Origin of the sequence: Methanolobus mangrovi (assembly GCF_031312535.1) — an archaeon.
Lineage (GTDB): Archaea > Halobacteriota > Methanosarcinia > Methanosarcinales > Methanosarcinaceae > Methanolobus > Methanolobus mangrovi.
The window spans coordinates 657,264-677,825 of sequence record NZ_CP133594.1 but is presented as its reverse complement, the minus strand read 5'-3'; the positions used below and the strand labels follow the sequence as shown (position 1 = coordinate 677,825).

Here is a 20,562-nt window from a genome sequence, read left to right as displayed (position 1 = left end):
TAGTTTGATTACCTGTTATTAGCATCTTCTCTACTCTTTGAGCAACTGGTCCATTATTATTGCTGATATGGCACCTACGGCCATCCCGGATGCAAGGATACTTGCAATTACCTGCGGGAAATTTGCCAGGAATTCTGCCGGAAGCTGCGGGGCACCAAGACCCAGTACCAGCGAACTTGCCAGAATGAGCGTGTTCCTGTCATTCAGCTCCACCCTGTCCTTTATTAGTTTAAGACCTGTAACACCGATCATTCCGTAGAGTGCTGTTGTCAGGCCACCGAGTACTGGTGCAGGAATTGATGCCAGCAGACCGGAGAATTTAGGGATAAGTGAGAACAATATGAGAATACCTGCACCGATCTGCACAACCTGCACACTGGAAACTCTTGTAAGAGCCACAAGACCGATGTTCTCTGAATAACTGGTGGTACCACATGCACCAAATACACCGGCAATGGAACATGAAAGACCTTCCGAACCAATACCACGATTTATTTTTTTATTGTCAATTGACAGGTCTGCAATAGTGGATATAGCATGGTAATCACCCACACTTTCAATGATGCTGACCATGAATGCGAAAAGAAGTATGATTATAGCACTTATGTCAAAAACCGGAGTGCCCCAGGGAAGCAACTTAGGTAGGCTGAAAAACGGAAGGCTTGTCACCAGAGTAAAATCAACCAGTCCGAATGCAATACTCATAATGTAACCGACCAGTACACCTGCAATCACCGGCATGGTCCTGAATGTTCCTTTCGCTTTCAGTGCAACAAGTATTGTGGTAATGAATGTCGTAAGGGCAATTACAGAAGAAGGCAGAATAGTAGCTCCGGAAGCATCGGCAAAATAGTTAAAAGAATATTGTACAGCCACATTGGCAAGAGAGAAACCCACAAGCATGATGGTTATGCCCGTAACAAGGGGTGAGAACAGCTTTTTCAGTTTACCGATAAGTCCTAACGCCCCGGTCAGCCCTTCAACAATACCCCCGACTATCAGGGCACCTTCCACCGCAGCAAGTCCGATCCCGGAACCGATTGCAATAAGACCTGGAATGAAGGCGAAACTCGAACCCTGAACAATGGGGAACTTAGAACCGATAAATGTCTGTAACAAGGTTGCAATTCCCATCGCAAGAAGAACAGCCTGTATCATCACTGCAATATCCGAAAGTGGAAGCCCTATTGCAGAACCAACGACCAGCGGAACAGTGACAGTGGCACCGAACATCGCAAGTACGTGCTGGAATCCTAAAACAATCCGTTTCATACCAATCTCCATAAAATGATTAAAACTAACTCTATTTCTACTTTCGGAAACAGACTTCACCAGAATAGATATAACTACCGGAGTTTTAGTTACAACGATTTTTCACCAGTGATCATTCATTTTTTAGGCTTGTTATTGTTTGAGGATTAATTAAAAAATAAGAACTTAAAATAACAATGCAAAATAAGAACGGCACGCGAAAACATTTTTGAACATGAAGATAGATACTTGATTCTGGAGGCATTTGATGGATAAAAAGAATGATAAAAAAGAACAAAAAACCGAAGACATAGAGATACCATCACTTGATGATGAAATTCAGAACTGGTGTGAAGTCCCCACCGAAGAGGACGAAAAGAAGAGTGCTGATGATCTTATAATCGATGAGTGGTGCAAAACTTCCGATGAGGGTGAAAAGAAAAAAGAGAAGAAATAATAGAAACTCTTTTTTATACGGCTTTCTGAAAATAAAACAACTTATCACGACTCTTTTTTCATCTCATCAAAATAGTTCTTTGTTTCGGATATTACAATCTTTCTTAATGCTATCAGGGCTATCAGATTGGGAACAGCCATCAGGCCATTGAATATGTCAGCCAGTACCCATATAATATCAAGGGTCAGGAATGCACCCATTGATACCATTAATATGTATACGAACTTGAAAGGTAGTATTGCTTTCACACCGAAAAGGAACTCAGTACAGCGTTCTGCATAATAGTTCCAGCCGAGTATGGTGGTGAAGGCAAAGAACATCAATCCTATTCCCACCACATAAGTACCAATATTTTCCAGTACGGATGAGTACGCATAGTTCGTCATATAGGCTCCTGCAAGTTCACCCTTCCATGAACCACTTATGATGAGTACCATTCCCGTCATGCTGCAGACAATAATAGTATCAAAGAAAGTTGCAGTCATGGAGATCAGACCCTGTTTTACAGGACTTTTGACCCTGGCGGCAGCAGCAGCTATGGGCGTACTACCAAGTCCCGCTTCGTTGGAAAAAACACCCCTTGCCACACCAAACTGTATTGCCATCATTATGGATGCTCCCAGAAAGCCCCCTGTTGCTGCTGTCCTGCTGAAAGCTGACCTGAACACCAGGGAGATTGCAGAGGGTACCTGGTCCAGATTCAGAAGCAATATCAATACTGATCCCAGAACGTAAGCTATAGCCATGAAAGGAACCACCACTTGTGCAACCTTTGCAATGCTCCTGATACCACCGATGATCACAAGGAACACGAATACGGTGACCACTGCACCAGTGTAGATGACAGGGATATCAAAGGTTATCTTTGCAGAATCAACTATAGCATTCATCTGGGCAAAGGTGCCTATACCCATGCATCCGACGAAAATACCAAAGACAGCAAACATTTTGGAGAGCAGGCCGCTATAGGACCTGTCTGCAAGACCATTCTTGATATAATACATAGGACCTCCTGAAACCTGTCCATTCTCATCGAAAGTCCTGTATTTTACAGAGAGCAGGCATTCCGCATACATGGTCGCCATTCCGAAAAATGCAGCTATCCACATCCAGAAAAGAGCACCGGGCCCACCTGTCTTTATTGCCGTTGCAACTCCTACAATGTTACCGGTCCCCACTGTAGCTGCAAGGGCAGTACTAAGGGCACCAAAACTGGATATGTCTCCCTGCGAACCTTTTTCAGCCTTTCTTGACCCAATAACGTATTTCAGGGCAAGGGGTAATCTGTTTATCTGGATGAAGCCAAGCCGGAATGTGTAGAAGAGTCCTGTTCCAATCAATAATGTCAGCAACGGCGGACCCCATATAAAACCGTCGATCTCTGTAAGTGATGTAAGTATGGATGAATGATTCACCACTTCCCGTATAACATCAAGTAAACCCATACCATAACCCCGTAAAAGTTAATTTGAGCGGAGATACATATATAAGTATTTAACAAATGACGAATTCAATATCAATTTTAGAAAGCTTTAGAGATTTATCTGCTCTCATCCCTATTGGCAATATGAATCCTGGGATTGGAATTGATTGCAGAGCATACAGGAATCTTTTTGTGAGATAAATAAAAATATTAAAATGTTTTTGAGAGTAAACTTTATAATTTATAAGCCCTCAAATATAAATGGGAGAGGTATTTAGTCAGAACTTAGCAGGGGTACTCTAAGTCTGAAAACTTAAGCAATATTCTCAATGATCAGAACATCAGTAATGTTAGTTAGTGGGAACTATACTCAGGGGAGACAGGTATGTATAATCCGAGTAAGAAACAAACAGACGTATTAGAGAATCTAAAAAAGATAGATGCAAATATTGAGATAAAGTGGGACGAACAAACCGGCAGCCCATTGCGAGTAAAAGGAGTACTTGCACAGGCAGAGCATTTAGATCCGGGTATTGCTGCCATTGAATTCCTTGATCAGAACAAAGGACTTTTTTTACTGGATTCTGTACAAAAGGAAATGCTGCTAAAAAGAATAGATACTGACAGGCTTGGAGCCAGACATGTACGCATGCAGCAGGTTTACAAAGAACTGCCCGTGTTTGGCAGTGAAATTATAGTCCATATTGACGCAAATAATAAAATAAAAGGAACAACTGGGAAACTTACACCCGGAATAGACCTGCCTGAAAAACCAAAGATCACTGATGAACAGGCTTTAAAAGTAGCACTTGGTGATGACAGGAACAATTCCCTGGGTCGCCTGCATGCAGAGCCTGCTCTTATGATACTTACACAATTTGTGGAACAACCCCATCTTGTGTGGCACGTGACTGTCAATGGTATGGACAGGGACCTTAAAGGGGACGATACGCCTGCAAAATGGGAATATTTTGTTGATGCACTAAGCGGAGAAATTGTCTGGAAATACAATAATGAACAGACGCATACCCGGACCACCGGTTCAGGAATCGGAAGATATTCCGGTGCTGTAACTATTAATACTGTACACGACCACGGTTCTGCCCAATATCAGCTTGACGACCAGTGGTTACCAAGTTCTGCAAGGGTAACAACCCACGATGCTAACGGAGGCTATCCTCCTGCTCCTGTATCTGAAGATAATAATAACAACTGGTCTGCAGCATCTCAGGGACCTGACGTTGATTGTCATCTCTATACAAGAATGGTGTATGACTACTTCTTTACCGTTCACGGACGTGACAGCTACGATGATGCCGGCGCTGACATGCATATTTATGCAAATTGCGGAGCAAACTGGAACAATGCATCATGGAATGGAAGTTATGTCAAGATAGGTAACGGTGATGGGATAAAATATGATCCTCTTTGCGCACTGGACATAATAGCACACGAGTGGACACATGCTGTCACTGAATACACTGCAAATCTTGTTTACAGCGGGGAATCAGGTGCCCTGAACGAGTCCATGTCGGATGTTTTCGCCGCCCTTATAGCCGGTAACTGGATCTTCGGGGAAGATGCATGGCTGCTGGCTTCTGCACCAGGGTCACGTAATATGGAAGACCCTACCAATGGCGGCCTGTATGATCCGGCAAATCCGATAGACAGTGTTCTTGCAGGCCATCAGCCAGATCATATGACCGATAAATACACCGGAGCCCAGGATTACGGCGGAGTACACATAAACAGCGGTATCATGAACAAAGCAGCTTACCTGATAGCAACCGGTGGGACACATCGTGGTATAAGGATATGTGAAGGACTTGGACGTGATGTTCTTGGTATTATTTACTATCAGGCGCTTACAACCCATCTGGTATCAAGTTCTGATTTCAGTGATATGAGGGATGCTGTGCTGGATTCGCTTGACGATCTCTATGCAACCAACCCGCATTATTCACGCTGGAGAGCAAGCATTATAAACGCTTTCGCTGCTGTTGGCATAGGTACTGCGGTCACATGTCCGATGATATGCTGGATAGCTCCGTTCATCTGTCCACCTGCACCACACATCCTGTGTCCACCGTCACCATATATCTGCCCGCCATCACCGCATTTCGCATGCCCTCCGTCACCATATATCTGCCCACCTGCACCGGATATTGTATGTCCGCCATCTCCAATAGTAGTGTGTCCTCCTTCACCGCATATTGCATGCCCACCGTCTCCGGGACTTTCATGTCTGCCTGGACCTGATCCATTGCCACCATATATCCCGGACATCCGTGTAAGAAGACCTGAAATAACACTGAAAACGGATATAATTGAAATTGTAGGAATCGGTCCTGAAACTGCAAATCTTTTCAAGGGAAGATCTATCCTGACACTGGGAGATTTCATGAAGGCTACAGAGAATGAAAAGAAAATCACTGAACTTTCGAAGGCTCTTGGAATATCGGAAGCTAAGATGCATGACTGGAGAAAGAAGACCCTTGTGATGCTTGGGGAACTAAAGTGATATTGCCGAAAAACGAACCGGGAACTGTTCCCGGACCTTTTTCTATTTTGGATAGAAATGAGCTTGTGCCATATTTTCCTTTCAGGATAAAACATGAAGATGAGGTATGGGTCATAGAAAACCCCATCACAGGAGTAGAAAATGAGCTGAATGAGCCTGCTTTCTGGCTGTTGAAGCTCTGTGACGGATACAGGACCCTTGATGAAATAATCACGGAAATCTCAGGAGCTTATAGAACTGACAGGAATACTGTTGTTGATATGAGTTCTAGTCTGCTTGAAAAGCTCACAGGGGACGGGATGCTATGGTGGCGAAGAGGAAGACTCAATTACTGGAAACTGCCACCGCCTTTAGCTGTTCTGTGGGACCTGACATCAAGATGTAATCTCAGGTGTAAGCACTGTGTTGTAAGCGCAGGAGAGGAGGGCAGAGAGGAGCTGGACTTTGCCGAGTGTTGCAAGTTTATAGATCAGTGTGCGGGCTTCGGCATCAGTCAATTCATACTGAGTGGCGGGGAACCTATGGTAAGAAAGGACTTTTTCGACATTGCTGAATATGCAGCAGGAAAAGGTATCTCGATACAGGTAGCCACCAACGGGACATTGATAGACGAGAATGCTGCACAAAGACTTGCCAGTATAGGTGCCTGTGTACAGGTAAGTTTTGATTCACCGGAACCTGCTGTGCATGATGAATTCCGCCAGCATCCCGGGTCGTGGCAGAGAACGAAGGATGGAATAGAGCTTCTGATACGTGCAGGTGTTCCTGTTACCCTTGCAGCCACAGTTACTACAATGAATATTGATGATATCCACCGCCTTTACGAGCTTGCGAATGAGATGGGAGTGCAGACATTCCGTATCCTCCCTTTTGTCCCGTTCGGACGCGGGAAGTATGCGGATGAACTGGAAGTGGCTCCTGCCAGAATGAGAGAGCTGACAGAATTCCTGCATGCTAAGAAAGAGGAGGATGGTGTCAATATAGCTCCAATGGAATTCGAATGCACTTTCAGCCTGCCTCCTGAACAGGAGATTGATGCTGATACGAGAATAGGCTGCGATGGTGCAATTTCCTACTGTACCGTCACATCCAGCGGAGAGGTACTCCCATGTAATTATTTTTCGGGAGCAGAAGCAGAGAATGTGAAAGAAAAAGATTTCCAGTGGATATGGAACAATTCCCGTTTCCTCAATTATTTCAGGAGCCTGAAAACCTCGGATGTTAACGGTAGCTGTCAGCAATGCGACTGGCTTCCTGTTTGCAGGGGAAGCTGCCTTGCAGCTAATTTTGCCCACGGGGATATCTTCCAGTCAAACTGCCACTGCTGGCTGGTGAAACCGGATCGATAAGGGAAATCCTGCTTTTAGCTTTCCGCAGAGAGCACCTTATCGCAAAGAGGAAGCTGGGAGTGATAACATATCACCCCATCCTCAAATGAGAATAAAAGCGGGAACACTTTTACACCAGCTTCCAGAGCCTTCTTAAAAGTCTCTGCAAATGCAGGATCGATGAGCCCGTTTGCCGTGAAGCATTCTGCTTCCGGCCTGAGAACAAGAATGAGCACTGCGGCTTCATATCCCTCAGTCCTTGCCTTGATGAGTTCTTCAAGATGGCGCTTTCCGCGCGTGGTCGGAGCATCAGGAAACGAAGCAACCCTACCTTCTGCCAGTGTGCAGCCCTTAACCTCCACCCATATACTCTTACCCTCTTTCAGGATCAGATAATCAAGCCTGCTGTCACCGTACTTCTGCTCTGGCAGGATACTGTCTGCATTACTGAAAAAATCCACAACCCCATTCTCAATAACCCAGCCGGATATCTGCCTGTGAAATGCCGAGTTAATGAGTATCCAGTTATCAGATATCCTCCCCGCTATCATGTCCCATCCTGTCTTTCTCTTCGGATTGTTGGCCTTCCTCAAAAGCACCCTGTTACCTGGATAGAACACGTCAATGAGCCTGCCGGGATCATGCACATGGACTTTTTCCTGCTTTTTAGTGCCGTTCTCCTCTATCTCAACGATGGCAAGGAAACGGTTTGGCCGCTCTATGAGAATGCCTTCAGTGTCGGTGGGGATTTGGAGGACTTTTTTGGAGGGGATTGAGGATGGCGGAGTTTTTGTTTTCATAGCTTGTTCCTGATGTGCTTGGATTCAATAAAGACGTTATGTAAATAGAAGGGGGGGCAAATCTGAATCCTATAACATTCAATTGGGGTGATAGTAATAACCAAAAAACGCAACAGTAATTTTAAACAATGATACAATCCTAACAAATCAAAAAATCCAGATGTTTTCCAAAAAGGACACCGATAATTATATCGGTGTCCGGCGATACGATAGTATTCATAACTAGTTGAGAAAGGTGGTACGATATTCTAAGCTAGTTAGAATACATTTCATCATCTTTTGCTCATGGTACATAAAACAATGCGAAACATTATTCCTTAGAAATACTAAGAAATAAAATGGACGTTGATGCCGATAAAATAAACACCATTCTCATTTTTAAATGTAAATTAAATTATTTTCAAAAATCTGATGAATAATACTTGTTATTTTATAAGCTTGCATTTATTAAAAAATAGCATCTGATATATTATGCGTCTATTTTCATAATAACTTTACTAACTTTTGAAGGAACATTGTTTCGCAAAGACTATACTCAATGTTAAAGAGAAACTAGTGTAATATATCTAAAAATCCAAACATATCTGGATTCATGGGGGAAATAGAAATGAAAACAAACAAGTTGATTATTTTCGCCATTGCATTATTACTAATGACAATGGCTGCAGGCATTGCATTGGCTAACGGTGGTGATATAGATATTGACATTGACATCAAACCTGGTTCAGAGCCAAATTCCATAAATCTGAAAAGTAATGGTGTAATCTCAGTTGCAATATTGACTACAGATGACTTTGATGCATCCACTGTAGACCCCACTACTGTGATTTTTGCCTCAGCTTCACCACTAAGATGGACAATTGAAGATGTCGATGGGGACGGGGATCAGGATCTTGTGCTTAAATTTAAGGTTAAAGAGACTGGAATAGCTTTGGGAGAGGCTGATACAACTTTGACAGGCGAAACTTATGATGGTATACCCATTGAAGGTACTGATTCAATAAGAATTGTTCCTACAGATTGATTCAGATTCAACATAAGAATCTACTTTTCTTTTTTAATGATTACAAAGTTTTGGATTCTATAATTTTATTTATAGTGATGAAAAGGTGTCCAAATTTAGAGTTTCCCACGATAACAGTTCCGATAGCTACTATACTTGATCTGGCATTCTTCTTTCAGCGTAGAAAGGATTAAGAAATAGTTAATCAGAAGTTTTTAGCTTACATCTAGTTTTAATCATGAATCAAAATCCACTTATCAATTTCCTCACTTTTTTTATCCTGAAATTGAACTCCCACCACTCAATATCCTGTCCTTCATTCTCTTGAGCGTCTCCTATATTTAATTCCATATTCTCTTGTCTTTTCAGGATTCAGAGCCAACACATTCTACTTGATAGATTCTTCATCAACGAATATTTGAGGTTTTTGAGAATCCCCCTTCCCAAAATCAAAAACAAAAAACAAATATCACTACGCAAACGCTTTCAAAGCTGCAAGTGCTGCCTTCTTCAAAAAGCTCTTGCATTCAATATCAACATCGATATCGCCATTATTTAGTGAATATGATAGCTGGCCCGTAGAGCCATTGCTGGAAAGTATTGCTCTTATAGCAACCTCATCGGCTGAAACGAAAACTGTATAGCTTTTTTGCAGGATTCAATTGCGGGTCTTTAGCTGGGAATCTAACTCTGAAGCAACTGATCTGGCAATCTCCCTGGCAATATGATTCTGGTAAGAGTTGTAGGTGAAAATACCCTTTGTTTCATCATATAAAGTGACATCGCCCTGTGCAAGAAACTGATAATCATCTTCATCTTCTGATGAGAATACAACCGCTTTCCTGTCACCTGAACCTTCAATATCCAGATACTTTGTCTTACCTGTAGAGGAAAATCCGAACATGACATCAACATAGGATTTTGAGTACAACGGAGTGTAGAACATATTCATATCAATAACGTTCACAAAAACAAACTGGGAACTATAATCATCTTTTATTTCATCTGTAAGGGTCACTGAATAGCCGGTTTCCTCAAAAGTTGTTATCAACTGTTTTTCCACCATCGTGTCAAAACCATTTTCCTGATCGAGATAGAGAATGATATCTATTGAGAGAAGATTTTCAGTTTCTCCGCTGGAATATGCACTGGTTGTAGATTCTGCATTTGTGATGCTTGATTTTACACCTATGTCAAGGAATGCGAACGAGAGCAGAAGCAGGATGATTGCTGATGCCGTTATGATCAGTTTTCTACTGAAATTCAACTATAACCCTCACCATAAATGATATGGATGTAATTTATTTAGATTCTTTGTTTGACATGCCATATCGATACTTTTTCACCCACCACACTGTTAAAATTCACTAGATATAAGTAGGAATAATTATACATTGTTAAGCATATCAGACTGAATAACAGTTCAAAAACAGGACTTTTCAACAAGTTACTGGAATTGTTGTCAGGGGGAATATATGTGAAAACAGGAGCAATTAAACAAATTTATCTTCCACTAGCCATTCTTCTGTCGATATTGTTAGCGGCCTCACCGGCTATGGCTACTGCATCGGTCGATTACATGAGTATAGATGTTGATATCAACAACGGATATGCAGTTACCACCGTTGAGCAGAAAATAACAAGCAATGAAGATGAAGCTGCCTATGATGATTTTAGTATATTCAAATCCGAAGATGCATTCATATCCGATTTTACCATAATCATCGATGGGGAGGAATACAATTCAGAGGTACTTCCAAAAACTCAGGCCAAAGAAGAGTTTGAGGAAGCCGTATCTGAAGGAAGGTCAGCAGGACTGTTGACAGATGCAGGCAAGGACAGGTTCAGCTATGCATTGAACTTTGAACCTCATCAGAGTATCATTGTCAGGCTGACCTATGAACAGGCATTGAAAAAGACCCTTGGGGAATATGAATATACTCAGCCGCTTCGCAGTTATCGCAATATAAACAACCTGTCCGTAAATGTGGATATCAGCTCTGTGAACAAGATCCTCAGCCTGGAAACTCCCGGATTTGCCGAAGCAAACACAGAATATCTTTCATCCACCAAAGGACAGGTGACATATAACTCACAATCAGTTCCTGATTCCGACCTCAATATTATTTTCACGACCAATAACCCTGCCCTGAACGGAGAGATGCTCTTCTACGAAACAGGCGGTCAGGGGTATATGATGCACATATTCTCACCCACAGAGGATGACCTGGGCACAAAAGCACTCAACAAGGACATCATTTTCGTTATCGATAAATCCGGTTCAATGAGTGGGGAAAAGATGTATCAGGTCAAGAGTGTGTTCTCTGATATCATCTATGGTCTGCCGGCCAACGACCGTTTCAATGTGATATTCTTTGACGGAGAAGTGCATACTTATTCAGAACAACTGATGGAAGCAAATGCAAGCTCCAAAAAGGATTCCATAGAATTTGTGGACAATCTGAACGCCGACGGTGGCACAAATATCAATGACGCTCTGTTGAATGCACTTGGAATGTTCAACGATGAAACCGAGAATGTCCCGATAATAGTATTCCTCACTGATGGTGAACCAACCTCCGGCGTTACTTCCAGGTATGTGATCCGTGAGAATGTCATGGAAGCTAACAAGGTGGATGTTTCCATATTCAGCATCGCTTTTGGAATTGAGCATGAGGAATATTATGAGTCGCTGAGGGCGCTTAGTCTGGAGAATAACGGTAAAGCCGAGCGTTTCACCTCCACCACTGGTGCAGAAGAAGGTATCAGCGATTTCTATGCAACCATATCCACACCATTGATAACGGATATAGAATTCAGTTACAACGGAAAGGTATCGGATATTGTGAACACTGTAGAAAGCAGCCTGTTTGCAGGCTCTGACGCTATTGTACTCGGAAAATACAACACCGGAACCAGCACCATAAGCTCTGAGATCAAAGCTACCAGCCGCTCAGGAACCCAGGAATTCAACAACCAGTTCACAATTCTGCCAAAAGCAGAAAATTCCTTCATCCCAAGATTATGGGCTTACGAAACTATCAACGACCTGCTTGACAGGATCGAGGTGGAAGGCGAAACTGACGACCTTGTTACTGCAGTTACCGACCTCTCACTTGAATTCGAGTTTGTGACCCCATACACCTCGCTCTTTGTGGAAATACCTGAAACCGAGAAGCAAGATGTAACCGACAGTATGCCTCCTGGAGAAATGGGAATGGACGAGAGTGTAGTTGTGGATGATTCCGAGGTTGCGGAAGAAGCGATAGAAGAAATGCCTGCTGAAGAAGAGATGGTTATGGAGGAAATTCCCGTTGAAGAAACCGCAGAAGAAGAATCACCCGGGTTTGAGGCTTTGTATGCTGCTGTGGGAATTATTGGGGTGATGTTGGTGTTAAGGAAACGTGAGTAGAGATTTTTGTGTTAGATGGAGAGGTTTAGATTGAACCTCTCTATGTAGCTTTTTGGGATATATACAACTCTAAATAGGACAATGCTTTTGTCATTGTGACACACAAGCGATTTATAAACTTCATGGGAGGCCATTTTATATTTTTATGGTGTTACGATCTAAACAATTTTAATTGCAACTAATATTAGAATTTTAGATAATGCCAATTATATTTATAACTAAAAAAGATAATATATCAAATTTAAATAGTTTGAAGAAAATAAATAATATTTGAAGGGATATGAATTAGGGGTATTCACTCAGATCTCTTCTAGTTTGGGAATATTAACGTGAAATTCTGTACCAAATCAGCTGAAAGCAGGAGAGCTTTTGGCTGTAATTAATTGAATAGCCTAAATACGTCAATTAAAAGGGGTTACAAATGTGTCTGAATTGAATATGCAAACTGAATTAGATTTGGAAAATCTATTACCATTATCGGAAACATTATTGGAAACTGATGAAAACAAACTTTATATGGAGCTTGGAAGACGCTACGAAGCAAATATAACAAATGTAACTGAGAGCAGTAAGTACAGGCCACTTGTTCATGAAAAGGACAAAAGTGGGTTTGAAGACAAATTGAAGAAACTCGGAATATGGATCTTCAAAAGATTGGAGATAGGGATACACAATGTACTTTGTTCATCTGAGGATAATGAACCCCGAAATATGCTTGCTGAAGCTTTCAAGTTAGGGAAAAAAAATGCTGCGGAAGTTTTGGTCATTGTACTTGTCAAATATTTTGCTATAGCCTCAAACATTGCAATAGTATTAGCGGTGATTATCTTGATTATCTTCCGTCCAGTCTACAGAGATTTCTGCAATGCTTGGAAAGAAAAACTCCCTGCAACAATCTAAAGGAAATGAATGTAGGATTATTGTGGTGATTTTAAAGGTCGAATCAGGCAAAAATTGCTTACTAACACCTTCACCGCTCATTTTTCGTTATTTAGCTTTTTACCTTGTCTGATTTTATCTTTAATTCTCTTCAGTGTACCCCTATCCTTGATTTCCATTGCCGTGCATCTTTTTGCTCCAGAGAAAGTATCCATTCATGAATCTTACTGATATCAAGATAAGTTTCAACCTTATTGCTCTCAAGCTCCTGGATTTCAACCTTGTTGGCTTCCTTGTTAATGTAAACACATCCTTTGGGCTTCAGATGTCTCCTTTGCAGAACCCTAACATCCCCTTCAAACTGTGCTTCAGGATGGTCTATGTAATCAAGGAACACATCACTTAATGTCTTCCAGCATTATTCACTTACTTGATAATGCCTTTTGGGATTTGCCCAACAACAATCATTAAATATTGCAACAATCAAAGAAAGAGGGTGATTCATATGGATTGTTTATTCTGCAAGATCGTTGCTGGTGAGATTCCTTCGCATAAGGTGTATGAAGATGAGTTTGTTTATGCTTTTCTCGACATATATCCATGTTCTGAGGGGCATACCATTGTTCTTCCTAAGAAGCACTTTGGCAGGTTCACGGATATGGAAGAAGGAGATGCAGCTTCTTTGTTCGCTTTTGTGAACAAGGTTGCAAAGACCTTGGAAAAGACACTTGGACTGGAAGGAATGAATATCGGCATCAACAATGGGGAGATTGCAGGACAGACAGTGCCACATGTGCACGTTCACATCATACCCAGACGTGTTGGTGACGGTGAGGGGAACATGCACACCATCGTAGAATTGCATCCTTCAACAGACAACATTGCAGAACTGGCTGAATCCATCAGGGAAGCATTCGATTAATTGCAACCAACTAAATACACTAAATTAATTATGATCGATCACATTTATTGCAATCAATTACAGGAGAATAAAACATGGCAGACGATGAACAGAAAGTACTTGACGCGCTTAAAGATGCAGCAAAACCAATGAGACCGGGCGAGATCGCTGAAGCAACAGGTCTTGACAGCAAAGAAGTCAGCAAAATACTCAAGAACCTCAAGAGCGCAGATGCCGTCTGTTCTCCTAAAAGATGCTTCTATGCACACGCTGACTACGAAAAAACAAGCGAATAAACCTTTTTTATTCCTATTTTTTCTTTACTTTTTTTGCTTTCTTTCTGATACTTTCCTGATAAGTTTTCTTACACTTTTTCAGTCACTGCTGATAACAGTCACAGTGACCTCTCTTGTCCTGGGACCATCCAGCTCCGCAAGAAAGATGCTCTGCCATGTACCAAGCAAGGGTTTCCCGTTGATAACAGGCATCGTTTTACTGTTACCAAGGAGTACAGCTTTCAAGTGGGAATCAGCATTATTGTCAATCCTGTCATGAGCATAGCCTGCATGTGGTGGAACAAGCTTTTCCAGCAGCTTCAGAATATCAGAAACAAGACCTGACTCATTCTCATTGACAATTATCGAAGTAGTCGTATGCTTTGTACTTAACACGCAGATACCGTTCTGCACACCGCTTTCACTAACGTGTTTTCGTACCCTGTCCGTAATATCGATTAGCTCAATTCTCTTTCCGGTCTGTACTTGCATAGATATCCCCAATCAATGATACTAGCCTTTTAGTATTAATTATACCGGATTGGATATTGAAAAATGCCTGAAATGTACATGTTCACATTAACAGCATGCCTAATTTTATAAAAATAGAACTATAATCATTGGCAGTCAAAATGACCATAAACCAGAAAAGAATTTCAAAAAATAGAAAAAGAAGGTACCGATTGGTACCTGTATTCCCTTACTTCAATGACAAAGTGAAATCAGCACTTACTTCACTTTCAAATCCGTTTGCACCGGAATTGTATGTATAACCATCGAGTGTGACACCAGTAACTGTGAAGATAAAGCTTCCTAATGGATTCTTCAACTGGGCGGACTGGAATGTAACAACACCACTTGAATCAGTCACAGCAGAAACAGTTCCTGAAACAAGGCCGCTCCAGTCACCGGTAACTGTTGCGCCAGATAGAGGATTACCATCAACATCTACAACAGTAGCTGTTGCAATTGCATATGCAAAAACATGTTTGTTGGCTTTAACAGAGTAATCTGTAGTAACAGAAAGATCACTCAGATGCATTTCTTCTACCGGGGAATCTCCTGCAGGTGCTTCATCAGCAGGAGGTGTAACCGTTTCAACTGGGTCCTCTACAGCAGGTGCCTGTTCCAGATCGGAGACTGCTGCCAGGGCATTGACAAGTCCATAGCCATAGTAGTCATCCTGTCCGCTTGCTCCAATATCAGTTGCTGTGCTCTGGAGTCTTGCACGTACCTCTGCAGGATCCCATGTACCATCCTTATCGAGGTCAAGGTTTGTTCCTGATACATCTGTGCTGAGCAGAAGAGCAACCACACCAGTCACATGAGGTGTAGCCATACTTGTACCGCTCTTGTAGCCGTATGAAGATCCAGGCATAGTGGAGTATATTGATACACCAGGAGCTGCCAGTTCTACTTCAGGACCGTATGATGACCATGAAGCCTTAACATTATTGGAATCAGTAGCTGAGACTGCGATAACAGAATCATAGCCTGCAGGATAGATTACTGCGCCACCGGAGTTTCCGGCTGCTGCAACGACCACAACACCACTGTTATATGCATTATCACATGCAGCTTCGAGTGTGGAAGAAGGGGAACCACCAAGGCTCATGGTAATTACGTCAGCACCATTATTCACAGCCCAGTTGATGGATGCTATAATATCACTGTATGTGGCGTACCCAGTGCTGTCTGCAGCCTTAAGAGCATAGAAACCTGCATTCGGAGCAACTCCAAGCACTCCTATTTCATTATCAATTCCCAGAACGGTACCAGCAACATGGGTTCCGTGGCTGTGGTCATCCATCGGATAATTATCATCGTTAACGTAGTCATAACCGCCAAGGTAATTTGCTGCAAGGTCAGGGTGGTTGTAATCAACACCGGTATCGATCACAGCGACTTTAATACCACTACCGGTAAAACCAAGTGCCTGAGTAGCAGGCGCATTAACCCTGGTTATTCCCCATGGAATTGTTTCTTCTGTTATCTGGGCTATTCTATCAGGTTCAATAAGTTCAATATTCGGATTCTTATAAAGAGCATCTATTGCCTTTTGAGGAAGCTCTGCGGCAATGGCAGGAACAACATCATATTCGTATTTTATACTTCCACCATTGGCTTTTACAAGCTGAGCGTCTGTTTTCCCTTTAAATTTAATAAGAACAGGAACTTTTTCATCATCGTTCGGTACAGCGCTTGCCGGTGCCACCACAAAGGAGAGCAATATCGACACAATCATCAGTAACGTAATTGGTAGTCTATTCATCAAATCACCAGTTTTTGAACATAAAGTAAGCAACATTACTACAGGTTAATGGACACCTATAAGTATGTTATGAAAAAATCATGTACATTTGTGTAAAAATAAATCAGTTACAAAGCCATTAAATGCGTGTTTTTAAAAAGTGAATGAATATTATAATATTCATTCAAAGGCAGAAAGACCTGACATATCCAGTGTTGCAAAATAGTCATCCACTGTTTCTGCCCTTCTTATCTCTACAAAACTTCCATCGGATCTCAGGAGTATCTCTGCTGACCTGAGTTTGCCGTTATAGTTGAAACCCATAGCATGACCGTGTGCTCCTGCATCATGAATTACAAGGACATCTCCTCTGGTAACTTCAGGAAGGAGCCTGTCAATGGCAAACTTGTCATTGTTCTCACAAAGTGAACCAGTGACATCGTAAAGCTGTGAAGCTTCCTCGTTTTCCTTTCCCATCACAGTGATATGATGGTATGAACCATACAGAGCCGGACGCATGAGGTTGGCCATGCATGCATCAGTACCCACGTAGTCCTTGTAGATATGTTTCAGGTGGCGAACAGTGGTCACAAGATAACCGTATGGTCCGGTAATTACCCTTCCACATTCCAGGAATATCTTCAGTGGATGGAGGCCATTTCCTCTGATGATCTCATCATAAGCCTTTCTGACACCTTTAGCAATGACATCATAAGGTACTGGTTCCTGGTCAGGCCTGTAAGGAATACCTATTCCACCGCCAAGGTTCACAAACTCGAATTTGATATCAAGTTCCTTTGATAGCTCAGCTATCAGCTCGAAGAGTATCTTTGCAGTCTCAATGAAATACTCAGGGTCCAGTTCATTGGAAGCCACCATTGTGTGCATACCGAACCTTTTGACACCTTTTTCCTTCATCATCCGGTAGCCTTCGAAAAGCTGCTCCCTTGTAAAACCGTATTTTGCTTCCTCAGGATTACCGATGATAGCGTTTCCTTCCTTAAGAGGACCTGGATTGTAACGACAACAGACGATCTCAGGTAATCCGGCAACCTCTTCGAGGAACTCAATATGGCTGATATCATCGAGGTTTATGATAGCTCCCAGTTCCTTTGCCTTGATGAACTCCTCTTCAGGAGTGTCGTTGGAACTGAACATGATATTCTCGCCAACAATTCCGGTATTTTCTGCAAGCAGAAGTTCCGGAAGGGAACTGCAGTCAGCACCAAAACCCTCGGCCTTGAGCAGCTTCATGATATACGGATTTGGCAGGGCTTTTACAGCAAAATATTCCTTGAAACCGTTTACTTCACTGAATGCTTCTTTGAGCTTTCTTGAATTCTCAATGATTCCCTTCTCATCGTAAATATGAAAAGGTGTAGGATACTTTTCAATTATCTCTGTTAGCTTTTCCTTTGTGAAAGGAACTTGTTTTGACACCATTGGTCTTCCTCTTTTATTGTCTGGTTCCCTAAAACTCGGTTCACAAATAAATAGTTGATTGGAAAAGTGTCAAAAAGGCATACATTCCTGTCTTTTTTAGAACGCATAATATTTATATGACTTGTTCGCATATTATAGAACAATAAGGGGTTATTATAGTTTCGGAAATGTTCGAAACGAACTGTTTGTTGATAGATGAGTTTGTAGAAAAGAGGATATAGGAATGAATGACAAGGATCATTACTCCGGTGATGACGATTCACAGGATAAGATTGCAAGCATTGATGAACTGATAGAGCACATCATGAAAATGTTCGCCAGCAGTATCAAGCAAAATGGCGGCAAACCTGTGATCCATGGTTTTACAATAATCAACCAGCCAGGAAAAAAGCCGACAATATTTGGCTTTAGAGGTCAACATGGAGTTGAACCCTTCGAGTACGAAGATGACGATGAAGAAACTGAGGGAGATTTCTATATCTTCAACCAGGAACCTTTCATAGATGTCTTTGAGGCAGAGAATAAGGTATTCCTGATGGCAGATCTCGGAGTTGAAGAAAATAGTGTGGAATATCACTCTTACGAGTCCCATGTGGAACTAACCGTTATAACCAGTGGTACCGGCTATTCAAAAGTAATAGACCTCCCATGCAAAGTGGACCCGACAAGCATGATCTCAAGCTACAGGAACGGTGTACTTGAACTTGTGTTTGAAAATGCCGCTGAAGAATAAGCGGTATTTTCTATTCTCTTTTCTTTAACTCTATTTTGATTCCAGTCGCTTACCATGATCATTTTGATTCTGTTTTAGATTATTTTGCACTTAGCTTCAGCTATAAGATCTTCTGAAGACATACTGAAACATACCTGACAGTCAAATACTTAAACACCAATGCCAGATAAGACAGAAAATCAAGGAAGATCATCATGATAAAGATTGTAAAATCAAACGAAAGACATCTTGTGGATACCGAATCATCACAAAGTTACTGGCTCTTTTCCTATGCGGATTATCTGGACATGAAGAACACTCACTTTGGAGACCTTAAGGTCTTTAACGATGATACTTTACTGGCAGGAAAAGCATTTAAGCCGGAATCCGTCGACAACAAAGAAATAATCACGATCATTCTCGAAGGAGAACTGACCCATGAAGACAGTACAGGAGCAAAAGAGGTCCTGAAAGCCGGTGATGTACAGGTTATGTCTGCTGGTGAAGGCATATCATTTTCAGGAATGAATCTCACAGACAAAGACACACGCCTTTGCAGGATGTGGATCAATCCATTAAGAGAGAACATGGCACCTACATCAAATAAAAAGAACTTTGATGTGATGTCACAGAAGAACGAACTTGTTCATGTTGCCGGACAGGGATACCCAGGTGCTCTCAAAATACGTGCTAATGTAACTGTTTCTATTGCAAAACTGGAGAAGGGACAGATGTTCGACCTTCTAACCGATATCGCCAGATATGTTTTCATCTATGTGATTGAAGGAGAGCTTGATGTATGCGGGGAAAAACTTGAAATTTATGATCAGGCTCGTATAAACCAGAATGAGCCATTGATCATCAAAGCAGAAAGTGACTCCTTTTTCATTCTTGTGGATGCCACCGGTAAATACTGAAAAAGCTGAAGTGTATGGGTGATCTTGTCAAACTTCCAAATATCGGCAAAAAGATAGAAGAACAGCTTGAGCAGGTCGGAGTAGAAACTCCGGCTGAACTTGCCAAGCTTGGAAGCAGGAAAGTATTCGAAAGAATAATGACCATCGATGAAACCTCATGTATAAACAAGCTCTATGCACTGGAAGGAGCCATTCTGGGGATGCGATGGCATGATCTTCCTGAAAATGAAAAGATGGCTCTTAAAGAGTATTATCTCTCCCTGAAATGATCGGAAAGATAATTGAAAACCTCTCCAAGCTCATTATACTTAAGAACCGCATATCTGTCCAGGGGAGTAGGCATGTTATTGATTATTACAAGCTTTCCCCCGGCTTCCAGTGAATAGAGTGGAAGACTGGCTGCTGGCTGGACCACAAGTGATGAGCCGATTACCACAAAAATATCTGCTCCTGAACTTGCTTCTACGGCTTTTGTAAACGAATTATGATCAAGCATTTCCCCAAAGAACGTGATGTCTGGTTTGATCAGCCCATTACACTCAGAACAATAAGGAACTGGTTCTTTTTTTAACATTTCACAAATCTCATCATAGGAATAATCCCTGTTACAGGAGACACATCTGTGATTTGCAGGTGAACCATGGATCTCTATAACATTAATAGACCCTGCTTTCTGGTGCAGCAGATCAATATTCTGGGTAATGACAGCCTTAACAAATCCTTCTTTTTCCAGAGTGGCCAGAGTATTGTGAATAATATTAGGCTTCTTGCTATCCAGATTATAGATGAAGTCCATTGCATGTGAATAAAAATAAGCGGGATCATTACGAAAACATTCAAGATCGAATATCTTATTCGCATCATATCTTGTGTACAGACCATTGCTACCCCTGAAATCAGGTATACCTGATAAGGTAGAAATTCCAGCTCCGCTCAGGAAAACACAGTTTTTCGAGCTTTCCAGAAGTTCCGCCAATCTGTGCATGATT

General features: G+C 41.8%; 20 protein-coding genes. 11 read left to right on the top strand and 9 right to left on the bottom strand.

Going from position 1 to position 20,562, the window contains the following annotated elements; genetic code table 11:
- Positions 1–30: 30 nt before the first annotated feature.
- Complete coding sequence (locus tag RE476_RS03380; RefSeq protein WP_309308993.1) at positions 31–1,272, bottom strand: uracil-xanthine permease family protein; 1,242 nt, start codon at positions 1,270–1,272, stop codon at positions 31–33.
- A gap of 247 nt (positions 1,273–1,519) precedes the next feature.
- On the opposite strand from RE476_RS03380, the gene RE476_RS03375 reads away from it, so the two are divergent.
- Positions 1,520–1,708, top strand: coding sequence for a hypothetical protein (locus RE476_RS03375; protein ID WP_309308992.1), 189 nt, complete (start codon positions 1,520–1,522; stop codon positions 1,706–1,708).
- Positions 1,709–1,752: 44 nt separating this feature from the next.
- On the opposite strand, the gene RE476_RS03370 is transcribed toward RE476_RS03375, so the two are convergent.
- The gene (locus RE476_RS03370; protein ID WP_309308991.1) at positions 1,753–3,153 is read right to left on the bottom strand and encodes an alanine/glycine:cation symporter family protein; all 1,401 of its coding nucleotides are present in this window, start codon (positions 3,151–3,153) and stop codon (positions 1,753–1,755) included.
- Positions 3,154–3,516: 363 nt separating this feature from the next.
- Here RE476_RS03370 and RE476_RS03365 point away from each other — a divergent pair, with 363 nt between their 5' ends.
- Entirely contained in the window at positions 3,517–5,652 is a 2,136-nt protein-coding gene (locus RE476_RS03365; protein ID WP_309308990.1) for a M4 family metallopeptidase, read from the top strand.
- Positions 5,649–7,001 carry a PqqD family peptide modification chaperone gene (locus tag RE476_RS03360; protein ID WP_309308989.1) on the top strand — a complete coding sequence of 451 codons (1,353 nt, stop codon included), beginning with the start codon at positions 5,649–5,651 and terminating at the stop codon, positions 6,999–7,001. Before RE476_RS03365 ends, RE476_RS03360 begins: the two co-directional genes overlap by 4 nt.
- A 14-nt stretch (positions 7,002–7,015) precedes the next feature.
- On the opposite strand, the gene sfsA is transcribed toward RE476_RS03360, so the two are convergent.
- Positions 7,016–7,780 carry a DNA/RNA nuclease SfsA gene (gene sfsA / locus RE476_RS03355; RefSeq protein ID WP_309308988.1) on the bottom strand — a complete coding sequence of 255 codons (765 nt, stop codon included), beginning with the start codon at positions 7,778–7,780 and terminating at the stop codon, positions 7,016–7,018.
- 607 nt (positions 7,781–8,387) lie between these two features.
- Between sfsA and RE476_RS03350 the strand changes: the two genes are divergently transcribed.
- A complete protein-coding gene (locus RE476_RS03350) occupies positions 8,388–8,804 on the top strand; it encodes a hypothetical protein (protein ID WP_309308987.1) in 417 nt (138 codons plus the stop codon).
- Between the two features lie 637 nt (positions 8,805–9,441).
- On the opposite strand, the gene RE476_RS03345 is transcribed toward RE476_RS03350, so the two are convergent.
- Positions 9,442–10,050: a hypothetical protein gene (locus RE476_RS03345; protein ID WP_309308986.1), complete on the bottom strand. Its 609-nt coding sequence runs from the start codon at positions 10,048–10,050 to the stop codon at positions 9,442–9,444.
- A gap of 210 nt (positions 10,051–10,260) precedes the next feature.
- Here RE476_RS03345 and RE476_RS03340 point away from each other — a divergent pair, with 210 nt between their 5' ends.
- Together RE476_RS03340 and RE476_RS03335 are read left to right on the top strand one after the other, a co-directional pair.
- A complete protein-coding gene (locus RE476_RS03340; protein ID WP_309308985.1) occupies positions 10,261–12,195 on the top strand; it encodes a VIT domain-containing protein in 1,935 nt (644 codons plus the stop codon).
- Between the two features lie 423 nt (positions 12,196–12,618).
- Positions 12,619–13,095 (top strand): hypothetical protein, encoded by a 477-nt coding sequence (locus RE476_RS03335; RefSeq protein WP_309308984.1) that lies wholly within the window; start codon positions 12,619–12,621, stop codon positions 13,093–13,095.
- Between the two features lie 130 nt (positions 13,096–13,225).
- On the opposite strand, the gene RE476_RS03330 is transcribed toward RE476_RS03335, so the two are convergent.
- Entirely contained in the window at positions 13,226–13,471 is a 246-nt protein-coding gene (locus tag RE476_RS03330) for a hypothetical protein (protein WP_309308983.1), read from the bottom strand.
- Between the two features lie 108 nt (positions 13,472–13,579).
- Between RE476_RS03330 and RE476_RS03325 the strand changes: the two genes are divergently transcribed.
- Together RE476_RS03325 and RE476_RS03320 are read left to right on the top strand one after the other, a co-directional pair.
- Positions 13,580–13,996, top strand: a complete 417-nt coding sequence (locus tag RE476_RS03325) for an HIT family protein (protein WP_309308982.1) — start codon at positions 13,580–13,582, stop codon at positions 13,994–13,996.
- Positions 13,997–14,070: 74 nt separating this feature from the next.
- A complete protein-coding gene (locus RE476_RS03320; RefSeq protein ID WP_309308981.1) occupies positions 14,071–14,271 on the top strand; it encodes a helix-turn-helix transcriptional regulator in 201 nt (66 codons plus the stop codon).
- A gap of 78 nt (positions 14,272–14,349) precedes the next feature.
- Here RE476_RS03320 and RE476_RS03315 read toward each other — a convergent pair whose 3' ends face one another.
- From RE476_RS03315 to RE476_RS03305, 3 genes are all read right to left on the bottom strand, one after another.
- On the bottom strand, positions 14,350–14,742 hold the full coding sequence (locus RE476_RS03315; protein WP_309308980.1) for a secondary thiamine-phosphate synthase enzyme YjbQ: 393 nt from the start codon (positions 14,740–14,742) through the stop codon (positions 14,350–14,352).
- 208 nt (positions 14,743–14,950) lie between these two features.
- A complete protein-coding gene (locus RE476_RS03310) occupies positions 14,951–16,522 on the bottom strand; it encodes a S8 family serine peptidase (protein WP_309308979.1) in 1,572 nt (523 codons plus the stop codon).
- Positions 16,523–16,681: 159 nt separating this feature from the next.
- Positions 16,682–17,944 carry a diaminopimelate decarboxylase gene (locus RE476_RS03305; RefSeq protein ID WP_309308978.1) on the bottom strand — a complete coding sequence of 421 codons (1,263 nt, stop codon included), beginning with the start codon at positions 17,942–17,944 and terminating at the stop codon, positions 16,682–16,684.
- Between the two features lie 223 nt (positions 17,945–18,167).
- Between RE476_RS03305 and RE476_RS03300 the strand changes: the two genes are divergently transcribed.
- From RE476_RS03300 to RE476_RS03290, 3 genes are all read left to right on the top strand, one after another.
- Positions 18,168–18,677, top strand: a complete 510-nt coding sequence (locus tag RE476_RS03300; RefSeq protein ID WP_309308977.1) for an Hsp20/alpha crystallin family protein — start codon at positions 18,168–18,170, stop codon at positions 18,675–18,677.
- Positions 18,678–18,871: 194 nt separating this feature from the next.
- A complete protein-coding gene (locus RE476_RS03295; protein ID WP_309308976.1) occupies positions 18,872–19,573 on the top strand; it encodes a pirin family protein in 702 nt (233 codons plus the stop codon).
- Positions 19,574–19,587: 14 nt separating this feature from the next.
- Complete coding sequence (locus RE476_RS03290; protein WP_309308975.1) at positions 19,588–19,842, top strand: TfoX/Sxy family protein; 255 nt, start codon at positions 19,588–19,590, stop codon at positions 19,840–19,842.
- Here the strand turns inward: RE476_RS03290 and RE476_RS03285 are convergent.
- Complete coding sequence (locus RE476_RS03285) at positions 19,824–20,558, bottom strand: NAD-dependent protein deacylase (RefSeq protein ID WP_309308974.1); 735 nt, start codon at positions 20,556–20,558, stop codon at positions 19,824–19,826. The two genes, RE476_RS03290 and RE476_RS03285, sit on opposite strands and share 19 nt — an antisense overlap.
- Between the last annotated feature and the right edge of the window lie 4 nt (positions 20,559–20,562).

Coding starts and splice junctions, on each gene's coding strand:
- RE476_RS03325 (WP_309308982.1), top strand. CDS start 13,580: ATGGATTGTTTATTCTGCAAGATCGTTGCTGGTGAGATTCCTTCGCAT.
- RE476_RS03375 (WP_309308992.1), top strand. CDS start 1,520: ATGGATAAAAAGAATGATAAAAAAGAACAAAAAACCGAAGACATAGAG.
- RE476_RS03315 (WP_309308980.1), bottom strand. CDS start 14,742: ATGCAAGTACAGACCGGAAAGAGAATTGAGCTAATCGATATTACGGAC.
- RE476_RS03350 (WP_309308987.1), top strand. CDS start 8,388: ATGAAAACAAACAAGTTGATTATTTTCGCCATTGCATTATTACTAATG.
- RE476_RS03295 (WP_309308976.1), top strand. CDS start 18,872: ATGATAAAGATTGTAAAATCAAACGAAAGACATCTTGTGGATACCGAA.
- RE476_RS03370 (WP_309308991.1), bottom strand. CDS start 3,153: ATGGGTTTACTTGATGTTATACGGGAAGTGGTGAATCATTCATCCATA.
- RE476_RS03365 (WP_309308990.1), top strand. CDS start 3,517: ATGTATAATCCGAGTAAGAAACAAACAGACGTATTAGAGAATCTAAAA.
- RE476_RS03320 (WP_309308981.1), top strand. CDS start 14,071: ATGGCAGACGATGAACAGAAAGTACTTGACGCGCTTAAAGATGCAGCA.
- RE476_RS03290 (WP_309308975.1), top strand. CDS start 19,588: ATGGGTGATCTTGTCAAACTTCCAAATATCGGCAAAAAGATAGAAGAA.
- RE476_RS03305 (WP_309308978.1), bottom strand. CDS start 17,944: ATGGTGTCAAAACAAGTTCCTTTCACAAAGGAAAAGCTAACAGAGATA.
- RE476_RS03310 (WP_309308979.1), bottom strand. CDS start 16,522: ATGAATAGACTACCAATTACGTTACTGATGATTGTGTCGATATTGCTC.
- RE476_RS03380 (WP_309308993.1), bottom strand. CDS start 1,272: ATGAAACGGATTGTTTTAGGATTCCAGCACGTACTTGCGATGTTCGGT.
- sfsA (WP_309308988.1), bottom strand. CDS start 7,780: ATGAAAACAAAAACTCCGCCATCCTCAATCCCCTCCAAAAAAGTCCTC.
- RE476_RS03300 (WP_309308977.1), top strand. CDS start 18,168: ATGAATGACAAGGATCATTACTCCGGTGATGACGATTCACAGGATAAG.
- RE476_RS03285 (WP_309308974.1), bottom strand. CDS start 20,558: ATGCACAGATTGGCGGAACTTCTGGAAAGCTCGAAAAACTGTGTTTTC.